19 protein-coding genes and 2 pseudogenes are annotated in these 22,025 nt (G+C 40.7%); 15 read left to right on the plus strand and 6 right to left on the minus strand.

Features of this window, described 5'->3' with window-relative positions:
- Positions 1–112: 112 nt before the first annotated feature.
- The gene (gene rlmE, locus C427_RS14485) at positions 113–742 is read right to left on the minus strand and encodes a 23S rRNA (uridine(2552)-2'-O)-methyltransferase RlmE (RefSeq protein WP_007635183.1); all 630 of its coding nucleotides are present in this window, start codon (positions 740–742) and stop codon (positions 113–115) included.
- Positions 743–849: 107 nt separating this feature from the next.
- Here rlmE and yhbY point away from each other — a divergent pair, with 107 nt between their 5' ends.
- The gene (yhbY, locus tag C427_RS14490; protein ID WP_034898619.1) at positions 850–1,146 is read left to right on the plus strand and encodes a ribosome assembly RNA-binding protein YhbY; all 297 of its coding nucleotides are present in this window, start codon (positions 850–852) and stop codon (positions 1,144–1,146) included.
- A gap of 356 nt (positions 1,147–1,502) precedes the next feature.
- On the opposite strand, the pseudogene C427_RS14495 reads toward yhbY, so the two are convergent.
- Together C427_RS14495 and C427_RS14500 are read right to left on the minus strand one after the other, a co-directional pair.
- Positions 1,503–1,993: pseudogene (locus tag C427_RS14495) on the minus strand (FKBP-type peptidyl-prolyl cis-trans isomerase).
- Positions 1,994–2,079: 86 nt separating this feature from the next.
- On the minus strand, positions 2,080–4,467 hold the full coding sequence (locus C427_RS14500; protein WP_007635186.1) for a Lon protease family protein: 2,388 nt from the start codon (positions 4,465–4,467) through the stop codon (positions 2,080–2,082).
- A 336-nt stretch (positions 4,468–4,803) separates the two neighbouring features.
- Between C427_RS14500 and leuS the strand changes: the two are divergent.
- The 10 genes and pseudogenes from leuS to C427_RS14550 all read left to right on the plus strand — a co-directional run bounded on the left by leuS (position 4,804) and on the right by C427_RS14550 (position 15,478).
- Positions 4,804–7,406, plus strand: a pseudogene (gene leuS / locus C427_RS14505) (leucine--tRNA ligase).
- A gap of 1 nt (position 7,407) precedes the next feature.
- On the plus strand, positions 7,408–7,947 hold the full coding sequence (locus C427_RS14510) for an LPS-assembly lipoprotein LptE (RefSeq protein ID WP_007635188.1): 540 nt from the start codon (positions 7,408–7,410) through the stop codon (positions 7,945–7,947).
- Positions 7,947–8,984: a DNA polymerase III subunit delta gene (holA, locus tag C427_RS14515; protein WP_007635190.1), complete on the plus strand. Its 1,038-nt coding sequence runs from the start codon at positions 7,947–7,949 to the stop codon at positions 8,982–8,984. Before C427_RS14510 ends, holA begins: the two co-directional genes overlap by 1 nt.
- A 13-nt stretch (positions 8,985–8,997) precedes the next feature.
- Positions 8,998–9,693 (plus strand): nicotinate-nucleotide adenylyltransferase, encoded by a 696-nt coding sequence (gene nadD, locus C427_RS14520; RefSeq protein ID WP_007635191.1) that lies wholly within the window; start codon positions 8,998–9,000, stop codon positions 9,691–9,693.
- Between the two features lie 46 nt (positions 9,694–9,739).
- Positions 9,740–10,057, plus strand: coding sequence for a ribosome silencing factor (gene rsfS / locus C427_RS14525; RefSeq protein WP_007635192.1), 318 nt, complete (start codon positions 9,740–9,742; stop codon positions 10,055–10,057).
- An 8-nt stretch (positions 10,058–10,065) separates the two neighbouring features.
- Positions 10,066–10,536, plus strand: coding sequence for a 23S rRNA (pseudouridine(1915)-N(3))-methyltransferase RlmH (gene rlmH, locus C427_RS14530; protein ID WP_007635193.1), 471 nt, complete (start codon positions 10,066–10,068; stop codon positions 10,534–10,536).
- Positions 10,537–10,538: 2 nt separating this feature from the next.
- Positions 10,539–12,494 carry a penicillin-binding protein 2 gene (gene mrdA / locus C427_RS14535; RefSeq protein WP_007635194.1) on the plus strand — a complete coding sequence of 652 codons (1,956 nt, stop codon included), beginning with the start codon at positions 10,539–10,541 and terminating at the stop codon, positions 12,492–12,494.
- Entirely contained in the window at positions 12,481–13,599 is a 1,119-nt protein-coding gene (gene rodA / locus C427_RS14540; protein ID WP_034898622.1) for a rod shape-determining protein RodA, read from the plus strand. The genes mrdA and rodA overlap by 14 nt, the downstream gene beginning before the upstream one ends.
- Before the next feature lie 59 nt (positions 13,600–13,658).
- Positions 13,659–14,669, plus strand: a complete 1,011-nt coding sequence (mltB, locus tag C427_RS14545; RefSeq protein ID WP_007635196.1) for a lytic murein transglycosylase B — start codon at positions 13,659–13,661, stop codon at positions 14,667–14,669.
- Positions 14,666–15,478, plus strand: a complete 813-nt coding sequence (locus tag C427_RS14550; RefSeq protein ID WP_007635197.1) for a septal ring lytic transglycosylase RlpA family protein — start codon at positions 14,666–14,668, stop codon at positions 15,476–15,478. Before mltB ends, C427_RS14550 begins: the two co-directional genes overlap by 4 nt.
- Positions 15,479–15,666: 188 nt before the next feature.
- Here C427_RS14550 and C427_RS27645 read toward each other — a convergent pair whose 3' ends face one another.
- A complete protein-coding gene (locus tag C427_RS27645; protein ID WP_007635199.1) occupies positions 15,667–15,849 on the minus strand; it encodes a hypothetical protein in 183 nt (60 codons plus the stop codon).
- Between C427_RS27645 and C427_RS14560 the strand changes: the two genes are divergently transcribed.
- From C427_RS14560 to lipA, 4 genes are read left to right on the plus strand one after another with little or no spacing between them, the layout of a single operon-like run.
- Positions 15,806–16,897 carry a serine hydrolase gene (locus C427_RS14560; protein ID WP_226991047.1) on the plus strand — a complete coding sequence of 364 codons (1,092 nt, stop codon included), beginning with the start codon at positions 15,806–15,808 and terminating at the stop codon, positions 16,895–16,897. The two genes, C427_RS27645 and C427_RS14560, sit on opposite strands and share 44 nt — an antisense overlap.
- A gap of 34 nt (positions 16,898–16,931) precedes the next feature.
- Complete coding sequence (gene ybeD / locus C427_RS14565; RefSeq protein ID WP_007635203.1) at positions 16,932–17,195, plus strand: DUF493 family protein YbeD; 264 nt, start codon at positions 16,932–16,934, stop codon at positions 17,193–17,195.
- An 18-nt stretch (positions 17,196–17,213) separates the two neighbouring features.
- Entirely contained in the window at positions 17,214–17,861 is a 648-nt protein-coding gene (gene lipB, locus C427_RS14570; RefSeq protein WP_007635204.1) for a lipoyl(octanoyl) transferase LipB, read from the plus strand.
- The gene (gene lipA, locus C427_RS14575; protein WP_007635205.1) at positions 17,854–18,816 is read left to right on the plus strand and encodes a lipoyl synthase; all 963 of its coding nucleotides are present in this window, start codon (positions 17,854–17,856) and stop codon (positions 18,814–18,816) included. Before lipB ends, lipA begins: the two co-directional genes overlap by 8 nt.
- Before the next feature lie 79 nt (positions 18,817–18,895).
- On the opposite strand, the gene C427_RS14580 is transcribed toward lipA, so the two are convergent.
- Entirely contained in the window at positions 18,896–20,341 is a 1,446-nt protein-coding gene (locus C427_RS14580; protein WP_007635206.1) for a phosphohexomutase domain-containing protein, read from the minus strand.
- 35 nt (positions 20,342–20,376) lie between these two features.
- Positions 20,377–21,798 carry a mannose-1-phosphate guanylyltransferase/mannose-6-phosphate isomerase gene (locus C427_RS14585; protein ID WP_007635207.1) on the minus strand — a complete coding sequence of 474 codons (1,422 nt, stop codon included), beginning with the start codon at positions 21,796–21,798 and terminating at the stop codon, positions 20,377–20,379.
- Between the last annotated feature and the right edge of the window lie 227 nt (positions 21,799–22,025).

Raw genomic sequence — 22,025 nt, forward strand, 5'->3', positions numbered from 1 at the left:
GATTAAATTTTTTGTCCATGTCGCTCAAGTTGTTAAACCTCTGTTGTTGCTAGAGTCTGTATGACTCTTTGAATTGCGTCTCGCGCCTTGTTACCAAGTGACGTTGAGACTACTATAATTTGTACCCTGTCGCCACAAGATAAACCTCTCTGGAGCGAGCTCGGGATGATTCAGGCTTACGAGTTTTTACCTTTTTAAAAGCTTTTTGTAATTCTTTCATAAATGGCTCAAACCCCTCCCCCATAAATACTTTGATTACAAAACTTCCATCTTTCTTCAAAACTTGGTGACACATAGCTAAAGCTAATTCTCCTAGGTACATTGATTTAGCTTGATCTATTGCATCGTTGCCACTCATGTTTGGTGCCATATCAGACATTACAATATCTACGTTTTTGCCACCTATTTTGTTCAGTAATTCATTTAAAACATTTTCTTCACGAAAGTCACCTTGGAGAAATGACACACCAGCCAAAGGGTCCATAGGTAAAATGTCACAAGCTATAACCAAGCCATCTTCACCCACCACTTTAGTCACGTATTGTGACCAGCCTCCCGGAGCGGCACCTAAATCAACCACTGTCATGGAGGGTTTAATTAAACCATCTTTTTGTTGAATTTCTTCTATCTTAAATCCAGCTCTAGATCTCAGACCTTGTTTTTGTGCTTTTTGCACAAATTTGTCATCAAAATGTTCTTTCAACCAACGCTGGCTACTAACAGATTGTTTATTTTTACTCATCGACCTGTCAAAAACACTGTATTCAAATTTGGATTAAATGGGAGATGGCGCTAGAATAGCCCTTTTCAACCATCCATCTTTAATAAATTTGTAAGAAAAACTAATAAATGACTTTATCAAACAAACAAATACAGCATCTCAAGGGCCTTGCCCATTCTTTAAAACCAGTTGTCCAGTTAGGCAATAACGGCCTTACGGAGGGCGTTTTGGCGGAAATAGAAGGAGCTATCAACCACCACGAATTAATCAAAATTAAAATCCCAACGGATGATAAGGAAGAAAAAGCTCTAATAATGGATGCCATTATTAGAGAAACAGGTGCAATAAAATTACAATCGATTGGACACGTTTTAGTTTTATTTAAACAAAGCGCTGACAAAAAAATAGAATTACCCAAGCGTTAGAGTAGATCTAGGAATGGATATCCGCTCTACTTTTGACTTTTTGAAGATAAAAATAACAAATTTCTAAAAATGTTTATCAGTTTAAGTTATATAAGCAGTTAAATGCTAATTGTAGCTAAGTTGAATATAACTAAAGAATACCGCAAATCGATTTAAAAATTGTATACCTTAGCAACTTGTCAACATTCCATTGACCATAAGCTTCGGTGTTTCTGATTTATCTGTTTGCGGTTTTGAATCTAGCAAATTAATGTCTAGCTCGACAGACATCGACTTTTCTTTAAAGATTTAGACAATCATTAGATAGTAAACTTGGTTCTTTATTTTTGAAGTATAGCCCAGTTTTCTCTAGTTAATTAATGATGATGTCCTCCAGCGCCATGAGCATGACCATGCTCTATTTCTTCATCGGTTGCTGCACGCACATCTTCAACTTGCAATTCAAATTGTAAGGTTTTGCCCGCCAATGGATGGTTGGTATCTATAGTAACCATAAATTTACCCACTTTGATAATCGTGACCTCTCGCTGGCCTTGCTCTGAGTTGACTACAGCTGTCATTCCTGCTTTCCATTTTGGTTTTTTTCTGCGCTAAGCAAATGTTTAACCGGTATACGTTGTTCGCTATCGGCTTGAATTTCACCATAGGTTTCGTCTGCTTCTAATTCAGCTTCAAGCAAGTCTCCTTTTGACATAGACTCTAGGGACTTTTCGACACCCGGCATCATATTATTATAGCCATGTAAGTAAGCAACGGCCTGCTCAGCAAAATTTGACTCTAATTCTTTACCGTCTAAATCTTTGATCCGATAGTGAAACAGGACAACGGTGCCCTTCGATATTTGCATAATAATAACTTATAAATTTGAATTAATAGAATCGAGATCCTATCAGAATAAACTTTCTCTGTTGACCTTTGATCTTGCTATTTCAACTAATCATCATCTGCGCCCGATACTATATTGGCAATATTAAGTAAACTTGAAACCGCCATATAGTTAACTGAACCTTTGGGATATCGTCCCTTGGTATTATGCACACCCGCAACTTTATTCATCAACAACTCCAGCGCATCATCAACAGTTTCAACCACACAAATATGGAATTTCTGTGCTTTTACAGCCGCCAATACTTCCTTATCAAGCATAAGATTGACTTGATTAGACTTAGGAATAATGACTCCTTGCTTACCCGTTAAGCCGCGATGTTGGCAAAGTTTAAAGAAGCCTTCAATTTTCTCATTTACACCGCCCACTGACTGCACTTGACCATATTGATTGATTGAGCCTGTGATCGCTAAATCTTGACGGACAGGCATTTTAGTTAACGCTGAAATCAACGCAACCAACTCTGCTAATGAAGCACTATCACCGTCTATGTGTCCGTAAGACTGCTCAATCGCAATATTTGCTGATAACGTTAATGGAAATAATTGAGCATATTTATGTCCCAAATACCCTGTTAACAACATCACCCCCTTAGAGTGACTGGGTTGACCGAGTTCGACTTCGCGCTCAATATCCACTACACCATTAGCGCCAACGTAAACTGTTGAGGTAATGCGCGCAGGTGTTCCAAACATACTATCGCCGATTTCCAGTACAGTTAGACCATTCACTTTCCCCACGTCAATGCCTTGCGTTGCAATCAGAATTTGGCCTTGTTTAATATCATCTAATACGGCTTCACTAACACGCCCAGTGCGATGAGTTTTTGCCGCCAAAGCAGCTTCAATATGAGTCACATCGAGTTCTTGGGTCTGTTGATGCCTGCAAAAATATTCGGCTTCATGGAGTAGCTCGATCACGTCTGAAAAACGAGCAGACAAACGCTGTTGATGTTCTGCAAGACGCAAGCTGTACTCCACTAATCGATACATAGCTTTAGCAGAAATACTCTGCAAACCCAACTCTTTCACTTGTACTCTCACGCGGCCAACAAAATCAAATAAAGTTTTTTTATCTAAAGGGATTTCATGGTCAAAATCCACTAATACTCTAAATAACTCATAAAATTCATCATCATAATCCTGCAAGGTATAATAAAGGTCACGGGAGCCCAACAAAACCACTTTGACGTCTATAGGTATTTGTTGAGGATTGAGCGTAATCGAATTGACCATTCCTACATCATGTTGTGGCAAGTCCATTTTAAGCGACCCAAATTTAAGCGCTAATTTAAGGGTTTCCCATGCATAAGGTTGCTCAATGAGTTTGTCTACATCGAGCAACAGATATCCACCATTTGCTCGATGCATGGCACCGGGTCGGATCATCCGGTAGTTAGTAAAAACCGAACCTTGAATATTGGTGTATTCAACCTGGCCGAACAGATTTTGATGAGTTGGGTTAGGTTCATATATTACTGGAGAGCCGCTGTTTAAATCATGGGAGACAATAATATTGGGTAAATATTGTTCTTCTAAAATAGAGCGTTTTTCGAACTCGTCATGCTTGTCATCTTTTTTATCGTCAGCTAATATTTCAACCACTGTCTCTACCAAGTGTGGTTTAAGCTGCCGTAAAAACTTTAAGATAGCCAGGTCAGATGAATATTTATGCTCTAAATCTTTTAATAATGGCTTTATACCCTGTTCTGCGGTTTCTTTTTTAAGCTTTCTTAGTTTTTCCGCAGTCGCGCGCTTCCACTTAGGTAATTCAATTAACGCTTCACTTAATTTGTTTTCAAGTTCATCAATCAATTGATAATAGTGTTGCCTCTGTTCATCTGAGGCTTTAGCAAACTCAGCATCAGTAACCGGGTTACCGTCGACAATAGGCGAAAAGGTAATTGTGCCAGCATCTTCATACATGGCCACATTTTGCTGTTGGGCTAGTTTTTCAACAGCATCAATTGCTTTGTCATATCCTTGATCAAACTCTCGGGTAATTGCCACTTTTTTTCGCTGATAACCGGGATTATCAAATGCTGCTGGAAAGGTATCTAATAATTCATCAATTAAATTTTCCATATCTTTGATGAGCTTTTTACTTTCCCCTGCCATCAATCTTAAGGAAAATGGTTCACGCTCGTCTTCAAAATTATTGATATAACACCAATCATCAGGCGTGACTGTTTTTTGTACGAATTTATCAATAAATTCATGCACTAATGTAAAGCGCCCAGTGGCTTGTTCACCCATCACATAAAGATTGTATCCTCGCGCTTCTATTTCCAGACCAAAAGACAAAGCTGCACGCGCTCTATCCTGTCCAATAAAAGTGGAATTTAAAGCGTTATCATCCAGTAGTGCTTGGTTGATTAAGCGTCTACTGGGTTTTGCAGTCAATTGCTGCAGATGTAAGGCATATTTGCTTTGCATATTAAAAGGCTTAATTACCACAATTTTGGAATATACCAAATAGTGAAACCTGTAATCAGCAGGCTGTCAAACGGATACGAAAAGAATATGGAAAAGTGACTATTTTTAATACAAAAAAACACAAATTGTAGATATCCTAGGGATTAATCTGATCGTTTAAATTATATTTTGGGATCCAAAACACTCAATCCACCTAAAAACTTCAGAATAAGCTCGATTAATCACGTATTTACTGTTGTTAGCAAGGGATGCGCTAAGGTATTCTAAGTAGCTAACTTTTATAGCATTGTTTAAGGTCTTTTGACCTTATCCCTTTCTTCACGGAAATCTTTTTTAATGGCCGAAAAACAGTACCAACCTCAAGAAATCGAAAAAGAGGTTCAAGCCTATTGGGAAACCCAGCAAACCTTTAAAGCAACTGAAGACGCTGATAAAGAAAAATTCTATTGTCTTTCTATGTTCCCTTATCCCAGTGGCCGTTTGCATATGGGTCATGTTCGCAATTATACCATTGGTGATGTGATTAGCCGTTATCAAAGAATGTTAGGAAAAAATGTACTGCAGCCAATGGGCTGGGATGCATTTGGTTTACCTGCAGAAAACGCAGCCCTTAACAATAATACGGCACCAGCCAATTGGACTTATTCTAATATTGAGTATATGAAAACCCAATTAAAAACATTGGGGTTCGGTTACGACTGGGACCGTGAAATAGCCACATGTAAAAAAGATTATTACCGCTGGGAGCAATGGTTTTTTACTCGTCTGTTCGAGAAAGGCTTAGTGTATAAAAAGAATGCCACTGTTAACTGGGATCCTGTGGACCATACGGTTCTGGCTAACGAGCAAGTAATTGATGGTCGTGGTTGGCGTTCTGGGGCGTTAGTCGAACAAAAAGAAATACCTCAGTGGTTTCTTAAAATCACCGACTACGCAGAAGAACTAGTTAACGATTTAGAACAATTAGAAGAATGGCCTGAGCAAGTCCGTGCCATGCAAAAAAACTGGATAGGCCGTTCAGAAGGTGTAGAAATAACCTTTGCCCTTGAACAAACAGTTGCTCAGCTCAATAATTTTGATGTGTACACCACTCGTCCTGACACTTTATTGGGGGTGACCTACGTTGCCGTTGCGGCGCAGCATCCCATTTCATTAGAAGCAGCTAAAAATAACATTGTTTTAGCTGCCTTTATTGAAGAATGCAAAACCACTAAAGTGGCTGAAGCCGACATGGCCACCATGGAGAAGAAAGGTTGCGCTACAGGTTATTTCGCCATTCACCCCTTAACCGGTGACAAAGTGCCAGTTTGGGTAGCCAACTTTGTATTAATGGGTTACGGCTCAGGTGCGGTGATGGCAGTTCCAGGGCACGATCAACGAGACTGGGAGTTTGCCACTAAATACGAGCTTGAAATAAAACAAGTTGTTCAAGGCGATGCACAAAATAACATTGAGTGTGATCTAACCCAAGGAGCGTTTACCGAAAAAGGCTTGTTGGTAAATTCTGGGGAATTTGATGGGCTTACCTCAGCAGAAGCTTTTGAGAAAATAGCTCAAGCACTTAGCGAGCAGGGTAAAGGCAAAAAGAAAATCAATTATCGTTTAAGAGATTGGGGCGTGTCTCGTCAGCGTTATTGGGGCACACCTATTCCCATGCTGAATTTAGAAAACGGCGAATCTGTACCTGTTCCAAGTAACCAGTTACCCGTCGAATTACCCGAAGATGTGCAAATGAATGGGGTTATTTCTCCCATTAAAGCCGATCCTGAATGGGCTAAAACAGAATTTAACGGTCAACCTGCTTTAAGAGAAACAGATACCTTTGACACCTTTATGGAATCATCATGGTATTACGCTCGCTATTGCAGCGCACAAAACGACCAAGCCATGTTAGATCCTGCACAGGCTAATTATTGGTTACCAGTCGACCAATATGTGGGCGGAATTGAACACGCCATTTTACATCTATTATACTCACGCTTTTTTCATAAACTTTTACGTGATGAAGGTTTGGTGCAATCTGATGAGCCCTACAAACGTTTGTTATGTCAGGGTATGGTATTAGCAGATTCTTTTTACCGTGAAGATGCAGCAGGCAAAAAGAATGGTTTTCCCCTGCTGACGTTAACAGTGAAAAAGACGACAAAGGCAGGATCATCAAGTCTGTACTTGAGTCTGATGGCATGGAAGTGATCCATCACGGTATGATCAAAATGTCTAAGTCGAAAAACAATGGCATCGATCCACAGCAAGTGATCGATTTATATGGCGCTGATACCATCCGAGTTTTCACTATGTTCGCCGCGCCACCTGAACAAACGTTGGAGTGGATTGACTCAGGAGTTGAAGGTGCACACAGGTTTGTAAAACGTCTTTGGAACTTAGTGCAAGAACACGTCGAAGCTGGCGAGATAGTGACTCTTAATAAAGCTAACTTGTCTGGTCCGCAGAAAAACCTAAGACGTTTGGTGCATAAAACCATTGAAAAAGTCAGTGATGATATAGGTCGACGCCAGACGTTTAACACCGCTGTAGCGGCCACAATGGAGTTGCTCAATCACTTACAAAAAGCGCCCAAAATATCTGCCCAAGACTTAGCAGTAATGCGCGAAGGTATCGATGCGATAGTCTTGTTACTGGCTCCTATTGCACCTCATATTTGTCATGTAATGTACCGAGACTTAGGCCATGAAAATGAAGTAGAAACTGCACCATGGCCTATTGCTGACGCTGACGCAATGGTTGAAGACGAAAAACTAATAGTGTTGCAAGTCAACGGGAAAGTTAGAGCTAAAATTACCGTCGCTGCAGATGCCACTAAAGAACAAGTCGAGGCTATAGGCTTAGGCGAACAAAATGTGCAGCAACATACAGATGGCAAGACCATCCGAAAAATCATTTATATTCCGGGTAGATTACTCAACATAGTGGCGAATTAAGGTGCTAAAACGCATATGCTTAAATGTTTGTATCCTGACTATTGTTTTAACAATAGTAGGATGCGGCTTTAAGTTACGTGGTGACTACGGGCTGCCCACTGGTATTCAACAACTGCAATTACTAGCGGCACAGAAAAACACACCACTGCATAGGATATTAGGTAAGCAGCTGCAAGGTATAAACATTGATGTGTGGGATAATACCGCCAGTGCTAGTCAACTCGATGAGCAAGTGGATGTAATTGTGTATTTAAGCTCCGACCAACTTGAGAGGCGCTTGTTGTCTCTTTTTTCATCCGGACAAGTAGCAGAATATGAGTTGGTGTATACCATTAAATATCAAATCCAATTTCCAGCACAAGATGCGATAGAAATAGAAATCGATGTCACTAGGGAATATCAAGACGACCCAGATGCAGTGTTAGCTAAGTCTCGTGAGTTGGACTTGATCCAAAACGAAATGCGTCAAGAAGCAGCCAATCGCATTATCCGTCAAATTGCCAGCTCATATAGCAATTGGCAACAGACTACAGGTGGCTAATGCAGGTTTATCCAAACCGATTTAAACTTAATGCCTCTTCAGAGATAAAGCCTTTCTATCTAATTTTTGGTGATGAGCCGCAACAAAAACTTGAGTGTATTGAGTTAATTCGAAACGCCGCCTTAGCCCAAGGCTTTGACGAACGCCAATCTTTAGTAGTAGATGGTCAATTTAGCTGGGATACACTGATTGAAGCGACACAAACCTTGTCGTTGTTTTCTACCAGACAAATCATTGAGCTTGAATTACCCACCGGAAAACCTGGAGCAGAAGGTAGCAAGGTATTAACTAGCTTAGCGCAGCAGGTGAATCCTGATGTGCTGATTGTAATACATGGCGGTAAAGTAGGTAAGGATGTACAAAACACAAAGTGGTTTAAGGCAGTGGATAAACACGCAGTTTATGTGCCTTGTTATCCTCTTGAAGGCAATGCGTTATATCAGTGGTTGAATACCCAGATGAATATGGCAGGCATGCAGCCATCGCAGCAAATATCGCAGTTGTTAGTTGACTACTGTGAAGGTAATTTACTCGCGGCTAAACAAGAAATTCAAAAGTTAATGCTGATTTATCCACAAGGCAACCCAAGCTTTGAACAAGTTGAACAAGCGGTTGTAGATCAGTCCAGATTTACGGTGTTTCATTTAATCGATGTTTTACTCAGCGGAGATGCTCAAAGAGCAGTAAAAATGCTCTATCGCTTAGAAAGTGAGGGAGTCGAACCTAATATTATTGTCTGGGCTTTGACCCGAGAGTGGCAAACGTTGCAGGCGATATTATTTGACAAACAACTGGGTAAAACGATTAACTGGAATCAGCACCGAATATGGAAAAGTCGGCAATCTTTATATCAGTCAGCGTTGCAGCGTTTGTCATTAGAGCATATGCGTGCATTACAACAAAAGCTGGCTGAGTTTGATAACGCTATCAAACAAACTCAAGTGGTACGTCCTTATGTAGAGTTATGCCATTTATGTTTGCTGTTTGTTCCATATTCTCTCAATAATGTGCCTTTAGATTATGGCATTTTAGACTAGGAGACATATTTACGTGCAACTTGCTTCTCCTTTAGGTATTTTTGGTGGCACCTTCGACCCCATTCACAATGGGCATATTTATCCCGTAATAGAAGCGGCAGAAAAAACCAACATCAAAAAAGTCGCCCTAATGCCTTGTTATATTCCCAGTCATAAAAATCCTGCAGTAGCATCAAGCGAAGACAGGCTTAAAATGGTAGAACTTACTTGTGTCGATTACCCTTTGTTTTACCCTGACTCAAGAGATATTAATAGAGGAAAACCCACATTTAGTGTCGACTCATTAAAAGAAATTCGCGAAGCCATGCCCACTACCCCATTGTGTTTTTTCATAGGCACCGACTCTTTCCATAATTTATTTACTTGGCATGATTGGTCAACCCTATTTTCCCTTTGCCATTTTGTAGTGTGTGAAAGAAAGGGCGAGTCTGTAAAAGAAATACAAGGGATCTCTGAAAGCTCTTCAAAACAGCATGCGTCACAACTAAAAACATTGCTAAACAAAAGGCAAACTTTTACTCCAATCGCTTTGCATAACAGTCTTGCTGGGCACATTTATGTAGCTAATACCCAAACATTAAACGTCTCATCCACCCAAATAAGACAACAATTATATAAAAATCAATCGGTTGAGTGCTTTTTACCACCAAAGATATTAGATTATATTCAACAGCATAAGCTCTATCAGCAGAGTGTCGATTTCTGTTAAACTATTACAAATTCATTTGTATAAAATTCAACCATAAGGAAAGTCTTTGGACCACCAACAGTTAAAAGCCTTTGTAATAGAAAAAGTCGAAGACTTAAAAGGTCGTGACATTATTGATTTAGATGTTGCAGAAAAATCTTCGGTTACCGAAACCATGTTAATTTGCTCAGGTAATTCTAAACGTCATGTTATTTCAATTGCCGAAAATGTGGTAGTTGAAGCTAAACGAGCTGGCACCACACCTTTAAGTATTGAAGGGCGAGAAACCGGAGATTGGGTCTTAGTTGACCTAGGTGACGTAGTCTTACATGTGATGCAAGATGAAGCCCGAAATTTCTATCAGTTGGAAAAACTCTGGGGCTAAATTAACCAGTGCGTATTCAAATGATTGCGGTGGGCATGAAAATGCCCGCTTGGGTTGAACAGGGCTTTTCGGAATATTGCAGACGTTTCCCTGCCGATATGCCTTTGCAGATCACCGAAGTAGTCGCCGGTAAGCGTGGCAAAAACGCTGATATCAAACGTATCTTACAAAAAGAAGGAGAATTAACCCTAGCTGCCATTCCCAAAGGCAACAGAGTCGTCACCTTAGAAGTCACAGGTGTACCTTGGGACACCCCAAAATTGGCTAAAACCATGCAAAGTTGGCAAATGGACGGACGGGACGTCAGTTTATTAATTGGAGGACCAGAAGGTTTAGCTCCTGAATGTATAAAAATTTCTGAACAAAAGTGGTCATTGTCGAGTCTTACTTTGCCACATCCATTAGTTCGCATAATTGTAGCTGAGAGCCTGTACCGAGCTTGGTCAATTAATAATAACCATCCTTACCATAGAGAATAAAATTGCCTTCACCGCGTATCCTCATTAAAGACCATTCAGCGGAAGCCAACCTTTTTGCTAGGCGAACGTTTATTGGACTATTTGTGGTCATTGTGATGATCGTTATGGTGTTGACAAATTTGTATTATTTACAAATAAGTCGATTCGAGGATTACCAAACACGAGCAGACGGTAACCGCATAAAAGTATTACCAGTAGCGCCTAATCGTGGCTTAATTTATGACCGTAATGGTATATTGCTAGCAGAAAACCGTCCGGTTTTTAGTCTTCAAGTTATTCCAGAGGAAATTGATGATCTAGATTTAACGATTAATGAATTGAGCATTTTATTAGATATTGACGCAGAAGATGTAAGTGATTTTTATCGAGACTTAAAAGGCACTAGACGTTTTAAACCGGTTAATCTGATCAACCGTTTAAAGTCCAAAGAGGTCGCACTTTTTTCTGCACAGCAACATAAATATCCAGGTATATCCATCGAAGCTAGACTCGCTCGTTATTATCCGTATGGCAGTGCCTTGACCCATGTAATAGGTTACGTTGCAAAGATTAACAAAAAAGATTTACAAAAACTCAGTGAAGCTGGATTTGAAGCAAACTATGCTGCCACTTATGACATTGGGAAAAGAGGTGTAGAAAAATATCACGAAGAAAAACTCCATGGGAAAGTCGGATTTCAAGAAGTGGAAGTGAATAATCAAGGTAGAATTATCCGCATATTGGACTTTAATCCACCTGCTCCCGGTCAAGATATCGTCCTAAATATTGATATGACTTTACAACTGGAAGCCGAAAAGGCCTTTGCCGGTAAGAAAGGTTCTGTTGTTGCCATTGACCCCCGAGATGGAGGTGTACTAGCGTTATACAGCAGTCCAAGTTACGACCCGAATCTGTTTGTACATGGCATCAGCAGTAAGAATTACAAAAAATTACTCACCTCAGACCGCCCTTTGTTCAACCGTGCAACGCAGGGGCAATATCCCCCTGCATCAACAGTTAAACCTTTATTAGCATTGACTGGACTTGAAGAGAGAGTCATTACCCCTGAATATCGGATTCATGACTTTGGTAAATATCAATTAAAAAATGTTGAACGTGTTTGGCGAGACCATAATCCATGGGGCCATGGATGGGTAGATGTGACAAAAGCCATCGAAGTTTCCTGTGATATTTTCTTCTATGATTTGGCTTACAAATTAGGTATTGATCGGATCAGCGAAAGCATGAATGAATTTGGGTTTGGTGATTATACCGGTATCGACTTGCATGAAGAAGCCGATGGTATTATGCCGAGCAGAGGCATTGTAAAAGCCTTGTTTAACCGCCCTTGGTATATTGGTGACACCATCAACGTAGGCATAGGACAAAGTTATTGGACAACGACGCCGATTCAACTCACACAGTCAATAGCCAATCTAGTCAACAAAGGTAGGCGTATAATTCCACAAATCATACGCGGTAATATGCAAAAAGATAAAGTCATTTTACAGGCCGTTAAAGAACGGCGCCCCATAGCCATAAAAGACGAACGCAACTGGGATATAGTATTGGATGCTATGTATGGAACAGTAAATCGAAAAGGCTCTGCACGTGAGGCATTTAGAGGGGCTAATTACATATCCGCAGGTAAAACAGGCACTGCCCAATTAGTATCTATTGCCCAAGACGAGAAATATGATGCATCAAAGCTCTCCAAGAAAAACCACGATAACGCTATGTATGTAGGTTATGCCCCCTACGACAAACCACAAATAACAGTCACTGTTGTTTTAGAAAATGCAGGGCACGGCGGTGCTGAAGCAGCACCTATCGCTCGAAAAATAATGGATAATTTCTTTAAAGATCAAACCTTTCCTGAACACAAAGTTATTGAGTATTTAGGACAAGAACCAGAGGAAATAGAGCTATCAAAAGCCGAACTTAAACCCGTCGTGGAGCCCCCTGATGCTGAGAACTAAACTAGCTTCTAACAGTCGTTCCTTTTGGAACAGAATACATTGTGATGGCATGCTGCTATTGGGACTACTCGTGCTAATGGTGGTGGGATTAATCACTATTTACTCTGCAGGAGGACAAGACATAGGCCTTATTCAAAGGCAATTAACACGTCTTGCGCTGGCTCTAGGTGTAATGTTAGTTGTGGCGCAAATCCCTCCAATGGCTTATCAAAAATTATCCGTTTATTTTTATGTCATTGGCATAGGCATGTTAATCGCTGTTTTAGTAGTCGGTGTATCCAGTAAAGGAGCACAGCGTTGGTTAGATTTAGGCGTGTTTCGCTTTCAACCTTCAGAAATCATGAAACTAGCGGTTCCTATGATGGTCGCTTGGTATATCAGTCGATTTAACTTACCACCTAGAACCTGGCATATACTGGTTGGCTTCGCTTTAGTAGCCCTACCCACTTTGTTAATTGCTCGCCAGCCGGATTTGGGCACCTCGCTTCTGATTGCATGCTCAGGCGTTTTTGCGTTGTTTTTAGCTGGCATGAGCTGGCGTTTCATATCATTTGTTGCTGTTGCAACGTCTGCTTTCACGCCTATTATGTGGATATTTTTGATGCAAGATTATCAAAAACAACGGGTGCTTACATTTCTCAATCCGGAATCTGATCCACTAGGTTCAGGCTATCACATCATTCAATCGCAAATCGCTATTGGCTCAGGTGGGGCGCAAGGTAAAGGCTGGCTACAAGGCACCCAATCTCAGTTGGAGTTTTTACCCGAACGCCACACTGATTTTATTTTTGCGGTGTTCAGTGAAGAATTTGGTTTTTGGGGTGTCGTTGGGCTGCTGGCAATCTACGCATTTATTGTTATTAGAGGTATGTTGATAGCTGTGAAGGCCCAAGATGCATTTAGTAAAATTTTAGCAGGTAGCATTACCCTGACCTTTTTTGTTTATGTGTTTGTGAATATGGGCATGGTTTCGGGGATTTTACCCGTAGTGGGTGTACCTTTACCCTTAGTTAGCTATGGCGGTACTTCTATGGTGACTCTGTTAGCAGGTTTTGGTATTTTGATGGCCATCAGTACTCAAAAAAGAATTATGTCCCGAGGGTAACTGTATCTGTAACCTTAAACGTTTAGATTAAACAAAAGACTCAACCTTCAAGGAGAACCATGAAGTTATTTAAATCGTTTTTAGCATTAGGCTTGTATGTCACAAGCTTGAGTATCCAAGCTTCGCCTTTAGAACTGCAAAAGCAGTTTATTGATATGATGGTAGATAAACATCAGTTCGAACGAGAAGTAGTTGAATCGACTTTGAAAAAAGCCATCAAAAACGAGGCCATTTTACAGTCTATTGCTAAGCCATGGGAGGCTAAACCTTGGTATCAGTATTACCCCATATTTCTCACAGAAAAACGCCTCACCAAAGGTTTAGCATTCTGGAGAACTCATCAAAATGCCTTAGCCCGTGCAGAACAAGAAACCGGTGTGCCCGCTGAAATCATTGTAGCAATCATAGGTGTTGAATCTTTTTATGGCACTTACCAAGGTAAATATTCGGTTCTCGATGCGCTGGTCACTTTGGGTTTTCACTATCAGCCAAGGGCTAAGTTTTTTCGAAGCGAATTAGCACAATTATTCTTATTAGCTAAAGAAGAAAACTTTGAGATAACAGAGCTTAAAGGTTCTTATGCTGGTGCTATGGGTTGGGGCCAGTTTATCTCTTCTAGTTACCGTTTTTACGCTGTAGATTTTGACGGTGACGGTGTGAGGGACTTATTAAACAATCCTGAAGACGCTATAGGTAGTGTTGCAAACTATTTTAAAAAACATCACTGGAAGCCCAATACCGACATTGCGTTTAAAGCTCAAGTTAGTGGTACTCAATACTCAGAATTATTATCGAAATCCCTTAAATATTCCCATAAATGGTCGCAGTTAGAAGACGCAGGTGTGCGTATTGCTGCGCTTAACATAAACAAAGACATGAGCGTCAAACTATTCGAATTTGAGCAAGTGAATAACAAGGAATATTGGGTGGGCTTACCTAATTTTTACGTGATCACTCGCTATAACCATAGTCCACTTTATGCCATGGCAATATTTCAATTCAGCCAGCAACTTAAGCAAGGTTTCAATGTAACCAGCATTGCTGGAGAAGGTCAATTAGCTCTGCCATGAAAAATTACTTTCGTTGTCTTGTTTTAACTTTTTTAACTATGTATTTAGCTGGTTGCGCTCCTAAAGGACGTTATTACCAGCATCAAGACTCAGCTCCTAAAATAATTCCGCAAAATGTGACGACCCAAGATGCGGTGGCTAAATATGAGAGCTACGCGTCAGCTAATATGCGTCCTTATATTATAAGGGGAATACGCTACCAGCCACTCAAAACAGGTAAAGGTTTCAGCGATAAAGGCCACGCCAGTTGGTATGGACAAAAGTTTCATGGTCACTTAACGGCTAATGGTGAAATTTACGATATGTACCAAATGTCTGCCGCCCACAAGACACTTCCATTACCATCATTTGTTCGCGTGACCAATTTGACAAATGGTAAGCAGGTGGTGGTTAGAGTCAACGATAGAGGGCCGTTTCATAGTGGTCGGGTGATTGACCTATCTTATGCCGCAGCGTTAAAGCTAGACGTACTTAAAACAGGGATCACTGATGTTAAGCTGGATGTTATCCACGTGGATAAATCAGGAAAAATGACCGTAGGCCGTTTCCCTACAATCAGTAATAAAATACCCAGCATGACCAACCAACAGGTCTATATTCAAGTCGCTGCATTGCAAAACAAAAATCAAATTGACAAATTAGCCAGTGGCTTAAAGGTTTTATACCAACACTCTTACAAAACCAAATTCGAAAAAGGTATCTACAAATTACACCTTGGCCCAATCAAAAACGAACTTGAAGCTGATGAATTGCTTATTGAGCTTAAAAATAATGACTATCCCGGTGCTTATAAAATCTACACTGATTAGAATCAGTGTATTCTTAACCTTTTGCACAAATTTACGCACAGAATTAAACTTTTTATATTAAAGTGAGTCTCACTTCATTGTAACTAATAATAATCCTATTATTATTTTAGATTAGTCATTAGTTGAGCAGCAATTTAACCCTCAAAGTGCTATATTGTTTGGCATAAATTGTGGTCATTATTTTATGTCTAATAAGACATGTCTAAGACTTCTATTCTTACAACATTTTCAAAAAACGGTAGTTTAATGCTTAAACCAAAAACGTATTTCAGCTCTCTTGTGAACAGCATAGTATTCTGTTCATTCATTTTTTCAGTCTCTGCAGCTGTGGTTATTCCTCCTGCGCCCAGTGTTGCGGCAAAAGGTTTCATCCTGATGGATTTCCAAACGGGTAATGTTATCGCAGAGCAAAATGCTGATATTCAGATCCCTCCCGCTAGCTTAACTAAAATGATGACAAGCTATGTGATTGGCATAGAGCTTCTAAATGGCAATATCAAAGACTCCGATTTGGTGACTATTTCTGAAAACGCCTGGGCTAAAAACTTTCCAGACTCCTCAAAGATGTTTATCGAAGTAGGTAAAAAAATATCTGTAGCAGATCTAAATCGCGGTATTATTGTGCAGTCAGGTAATGATGCCTGTGTCGCCATGGCAGAACATATTGCTGGTAGTGAAGGTGCCTTTGCCAGCATGATGAATATGCATGCAGAAAAGCTAGGTATGACATCAACTTATTTTGTGAACAGTCATGGTTTACATGATGCCCAGCATTTCACCACACCCAGAGATATGGCAATCTTATCAGCAGCATTGATACGTGACGTTCCAGAAGAATATGCTATCTATGCTGAAAAAGAATTTACTTTCAACGATATTAAACAATACAACCGTAATGGCCTATTATGGGATAAAAGCCTAAATGTTGACGGTATAAAAACCGGCCACACATCAGATGCAGGTTACAGCTTGATTACATCTGCGTACCAAGGCGACATGCGTTTAATCTCAGTGGTTATGGGCACAGACAGTGAACGGGCTCGTAAGGTTGAAAACAAAAAATTACTCAAGTATGGGTTTCGTTTCTTTGAAACTATTACCCCTTATAAAGCCGGTGACAGCTTTGTTTCACACCGTATTTTTATGGGTGACAAAGAAACGGTAGACCTTGGTATATTACAAGATACCCCCATCAATATACCTCGAGGTCAAAGCAAAAATTTAAAAGCTAACTTTAAGTTAGACAAAGACTTGCAGGCACCTATTGCTAAAGGTGAAGTAGTAGGCAAACTCTATCTGCAAATTGAGGGCGAAGATATTGCTGAATACCCATTAGTGGCTCTACAAGAAGTCAAAGAAGGTGGATTTATTGACCGTATGGTTGATTTTGTTAAATTACGACTTGGCTTTGATAGTTAATACATTACACTTTTATTAAATATTCGAGAGAAAGATGGACACAAACTTTGATAAATTGCTGGACTTCCCATGCCAGCAAACTTTTAAAATCATGGGTATTGCCCATGAGCGTTTACCGCAAGATGTTATCACTTGTTTGCAGGTGCATGCGCCTGGTGATTACGTACCAAAGGTAAAGCCAAGTTCTAAAGGTACTTACCACTCAATTTCACTTAGCATAACAGTGACCAGTAAAGCTCATATGGAAACACTTTATGTTGAACTAGCTAAACTAGAGCTAGTTAAAGTTGTTCTATAGCGAGTGTTTACCTGAATAATGCCCACTCAATTAATTGTCAGACAATTAGGACTACAACCCTACTTGCCTATTTGGCAAGCCATGCAAGATTTCACCGACAATAGAAATGTTGAAACAGCAGACGAAATATGGCTGGTAGAACACCAAGCCGTGTTCACTCAAGGTCAAGCAGGTAAAGAAGAACATATTCTGATGCCAGGCGATATTCCTGTGGTTAAGGTCGATAGGGGTGGTCAAGTCACGTACCATGGACCCGGCCAACAAATGATGTATGTACTACTTAATCTAAAACGTAATAAGTTAGGTGTAAGAACCTTAGTGACGGCCTTGGAACAATGTGTGGTTAACACACTACAAGAATATGCCATTAATGCCTACCCGAAAGCAGATGCCCCTGGCGTGTATGTAGATGCTAAAAAAGTCTGCTCTATTGGCTTGAGAATTCGCAAGGGTTGCTCTTTTCACGGCTTAGCTTTGAACGTAAATATGGATCTAAGCCCGTTTCAACGCATAAATCCATGTGGTTATGCCGGACTGGAAATGATAGATTGCGCACAACTTGACGGTCCTAATACGCTCGCTGAAGCAGGCATAAAACTGACTGATCACTTATCTGCCTTATTAGGTATAAATAACAAAGAATATAGAGAAGGCTTTAATGACTAACGCACGCCCGCAAGCCGGAGTTAAACTTCGGGATGACGAAAAGGTTAAACATATCCCTATCACCATCATGCCCACAGAAAAGGCTGAGATGTTACGTAAACCTGCGTGGATAAAGATAAAGTTACCGCGTAATACAGATAAAATCGACCATATCAAAAAAACATTACGTAAAAACAATCTACACTCCGTATGCGAAGAAGCTAGTTGCCCTAACCTTGCTGAGTGTTTTAATCACGGTACCGCCACATTTATGATATTGGGTGATATCTGTACTCGCAGGTGCCCATTTTGTGATGTGGGACATGGTAAACCTTTACCTCCTAGTGCAGAAGAACCCATCAAGTTGGCCAAAACCATTGCTGAAATGAAATTAAAGTATGTGGTGATCACCTCAGTAGACCGCGATGATCTGCGGGATGGTGGCGCCCAGCACTTTGTCGATTGTATATCGGCTATCCGTGAGCACAGCCCTACGACTAAAATTGAAGTGTTAGTACCCGATTTCAGAGGGCGTATGGACAAAGCGCTTGAAATACTCAAGCAAAGCCCGCCTGACGTATTTAATCACAATCTTGAGACGATTCCACGTTTGTACCGGGAGTGTCGCCCCGGTGCCAACTATCAATGGTCGTTAGACTTACTGAAAAAATTCAAACAGCAACATCCTGACATCCCTACCAAATCAGGCTTAATGATGGGCATGGGCGAAGACAAACACGAAATAACCGAAGTATTAAAAGATTTACGCACCCACAATGTGGAGATGCTGACTTTGGGCCAATATTTACAGCCCAGTAAACATCACTTCCCATTAAAACGTTATGTACATCCAGACGAATTTAACGAGCTCGGTGCAATAGCCAAAGACCTAGGCTTTAGTCATGCCGCCAGTGGCCCTATGGTCCGCTCTAGTTATCATGCGGATAAACAAGCAGCTGGTGAAGAAGTTAAATAATTTTTTTATTAGTCTAAACCGACTTAAACCAAAAATCCCAGTGAAATAACTGGGGTTTTTAGTGTCTTAATAAGACAATTTACTTTAACAAAGCCAACAACTCAGCAGTTTTCTCTTCCATCAAAGCAATATCAGCTCTTGATTCAACATTCAATCTAACCACTGGTTCAGTATTAGATTTGCGTAAATTAAAGCGCCAATTTTCAAACTCCAAGCCAATACCATCGGTATAATCCACCACTGTTGCACTGGCTTCATACTTGTCCAGCACAGCTTTAATAGAAGCATCAGGATCGGCCAGTGTACTGTTGATTTCGCCTGAGGATGGAAAGGCAGCAATACGCTCTTTGACTAGCTGCGACAACTGTTGCTGCGTGGTACACAACAGCTCAGCTATTAACAACCATGGGATCATGCCTGAATCACAATAGGCAAAATCACGGAAATAATGGTGGGCACTCATTTCACCGCCATATATTGCATCATCAGCGCGCATCCGCTCTTTGATAAAGGCATGGCCGGTTTTACTTTTTATGGGTATACCGCCTGCATTCAACACAATATCTTCGGTGTTCCAATACACCCGTGGATCATAAATAATTTTTGAGCCAGGCTTTTTATCCAAAAAGGCTTTCGCTAGCAAACCCACAATATAATAACCTTCGACAAAATCCCCTTTTTCGTCAAACAAAAAACAACGGTCGAAATCGCCATCCCAGGCTATGCCCATATTGGCTGAATGTTCAATAACCGCATTCGCGGTATCCGCCCTACTCTCAGGTAATAAAGGATTAGGGATACCGTTGGGGAAAGTGCCATCGGGTTGATGATGCACTTTAATAAATTCTATAGGCACATTGGCTGAGTCTAGGGCGCTTTGAATCGCGTCTAAGGCGTCACCAGCCGCACCATTACCCGCATTCACTACCAATTTTATGGGTGTAATGTTAGCAGTGTCAATATAAGACAACATATGCGCCACATAAGGCTGCATATTGTCCAATACGCTATATTGACCGGTGGCCTTTAGTTTATTGGCGTCAACTGAAGCTTCACCTTGAATAAACCTTTGTTCACTAACTAAACCATTCGAATAAAACTCAAGTCTAGCTTGAACGTCATCTTCTGAGTAAGTTTCGGCCAAATCACGAATAGCAAACAATCCAGTATCGCCACTGACGGGTTTAGAGTCAGTTTTGACTAATTTCATGCCATTATAATCAATAGGATTATGACTGGCTGTGACTTCAATACCCCCATCAACACCTAGATGTTTCGTAGCAAAATAAATTTCTTCGGTGCCTGTCATACCTAAATCAGTGACTGTTGCTCCGCCATCGATCAAACCTGCTGCTAGCGACAATTTAAGAGGCTCTGAGGTTAATCTAACATCCCCCCCCACTACCACAGTTTTTGCTTGCATATATTCTGCGAAAGCTTTACCAATGCGATAGGCAACGTGTTCGTCAAGTTGTTCGACTAATTTACCGCGAATGTCATACGCTTTAAAACATGTAATCTTCATAAAGTCTCTTATTTTGAATTCAATATCAACTGCGTCTATTTAGCTTCGACACGACCGTAACGGTCGGAAAAACGCACTATGTCGTCTTCACCTAAGTAGGTGCCTGATTGCACTTCTATCAACTCCAAAGGGATTTTACCGGGGTTTTCTAGCGCATGTATCACACCTATTGGGATGTACGTCGATTGATTTTCTGATAATAATAATGTTTGTTCACCATTGGTGACTTTTGCCGTGCCTGAGACCACTATCCAATGCTCAGCTCTGTGATGATGCATTTGTACAGAGAGTTTTTCCCCAGGTTTTACCGTAATACGTTTAACTTGGAAACGTTCACCGTTATCAATGGAGTCATAACTGCCCCAAGGTCTAAACACTTCGCGATGAAATTCCCACTCGGGGCGATGTTCTGCTTTGAGTTGATTCACCACATTTTTAATGTCTTGCACTTTGTCTTTGTGCGCCACTAACACCGCATCTTTGGTTTCAACTACAACGACATTGTCCAAACCCACTACAGAGATAAGGCGTTGTTCAGAGTTGATATAGCTGTTAGTCACGCCATCCAGAATCGCATCGCCGATGACAACGTTATTATTGGCATCTTTTTGCTTAGCCGTTTCCCACAATGAAGACCAACTGCCCACATCACTCCAACCCGCATCAAGTGGAACGACACAAGCAGAATCGGTTTTTTCCATGACGGCATAATCGATTGAATCATCAGGGCATGTTATAAATACGTCGGCATCGACTCGCACAAATTCCAAATCAGTAGATTCAGAAGCAATCGCTTGTTTACATATTGCCAGCATCTCAGGAGCATATTTTTCTAGCTCTTGCAGGTAACGACTAGCTTTGAACATAAACATGCCGCTGTTCCAATAAAACTCACCGGAGTCGACATATTGTTGTGCCGTTACTAAATCTGGCTTTTCAACAAAGCTAGCCACATCAAAACCCACGTCTACCCCCATGACCTGCTCACCACGCTTAATATAACCGTAACCTGTATGAGCCGAGTCCGGCACAATTCCGAAGGTCACTAATTTACCTTGATTAGCTAACGTTTCAGCCTGAGTGATAGCTTTATGGAACTCTGGGGCATCATTGATTAGATGATCTGCAGCTAAAATAAGGAGAATCGGGTCTTCGCCATGTAACGATGCATGCAAAGCAGCTAAAGCAATTGCAGGTGCAGTATTACGCCCCATAGGCTCAAGTAATATACCCCCATGGGTAATATCTTGTTGACGAAGTTGCTCTGCAACCAAAAAGCGATGGGCATCATTGCAAATGACTATGGGTTGACCTGCATCAGAGCCTTCTAACCTTGCAATGGTATCTTGCAACATGGTCAAGTCACTGGTCAAACGTAAAAACTGCTTTGGTAACGCAGCTCTCGATTTAGGCCATAAACGACTACCGCTTCCACCAGCTAAAACAACAGGTTTCATCACACATTCCTTTTTGATTATTCGTAATTTTTAAAGCAACAAAATTGCTGCTAACTCATATATTTTAATAGTATTAAAGCTTGGCTGGTTATTCAATAAAGAAAACCAAAAAACCACTTTATTCAGATTTAATTATAATTAACTTTGTCGGAAAAAATTAACCGACTCCATTGGGTTATCCGTCATGCCACTGATATAATCTTGCTCGGATAGGTTTTATTGATATG

The organism is Paraglaciecola psychrophila 170 (genome assembly GCF_000347635.1).
Lineage (GTDB): Bacteria > Pseudomonadota > Gammaproteobacteria > Enterobacterales > Alteromonadaceae > Paraglaciecola > Paraglaciecola psychrophila.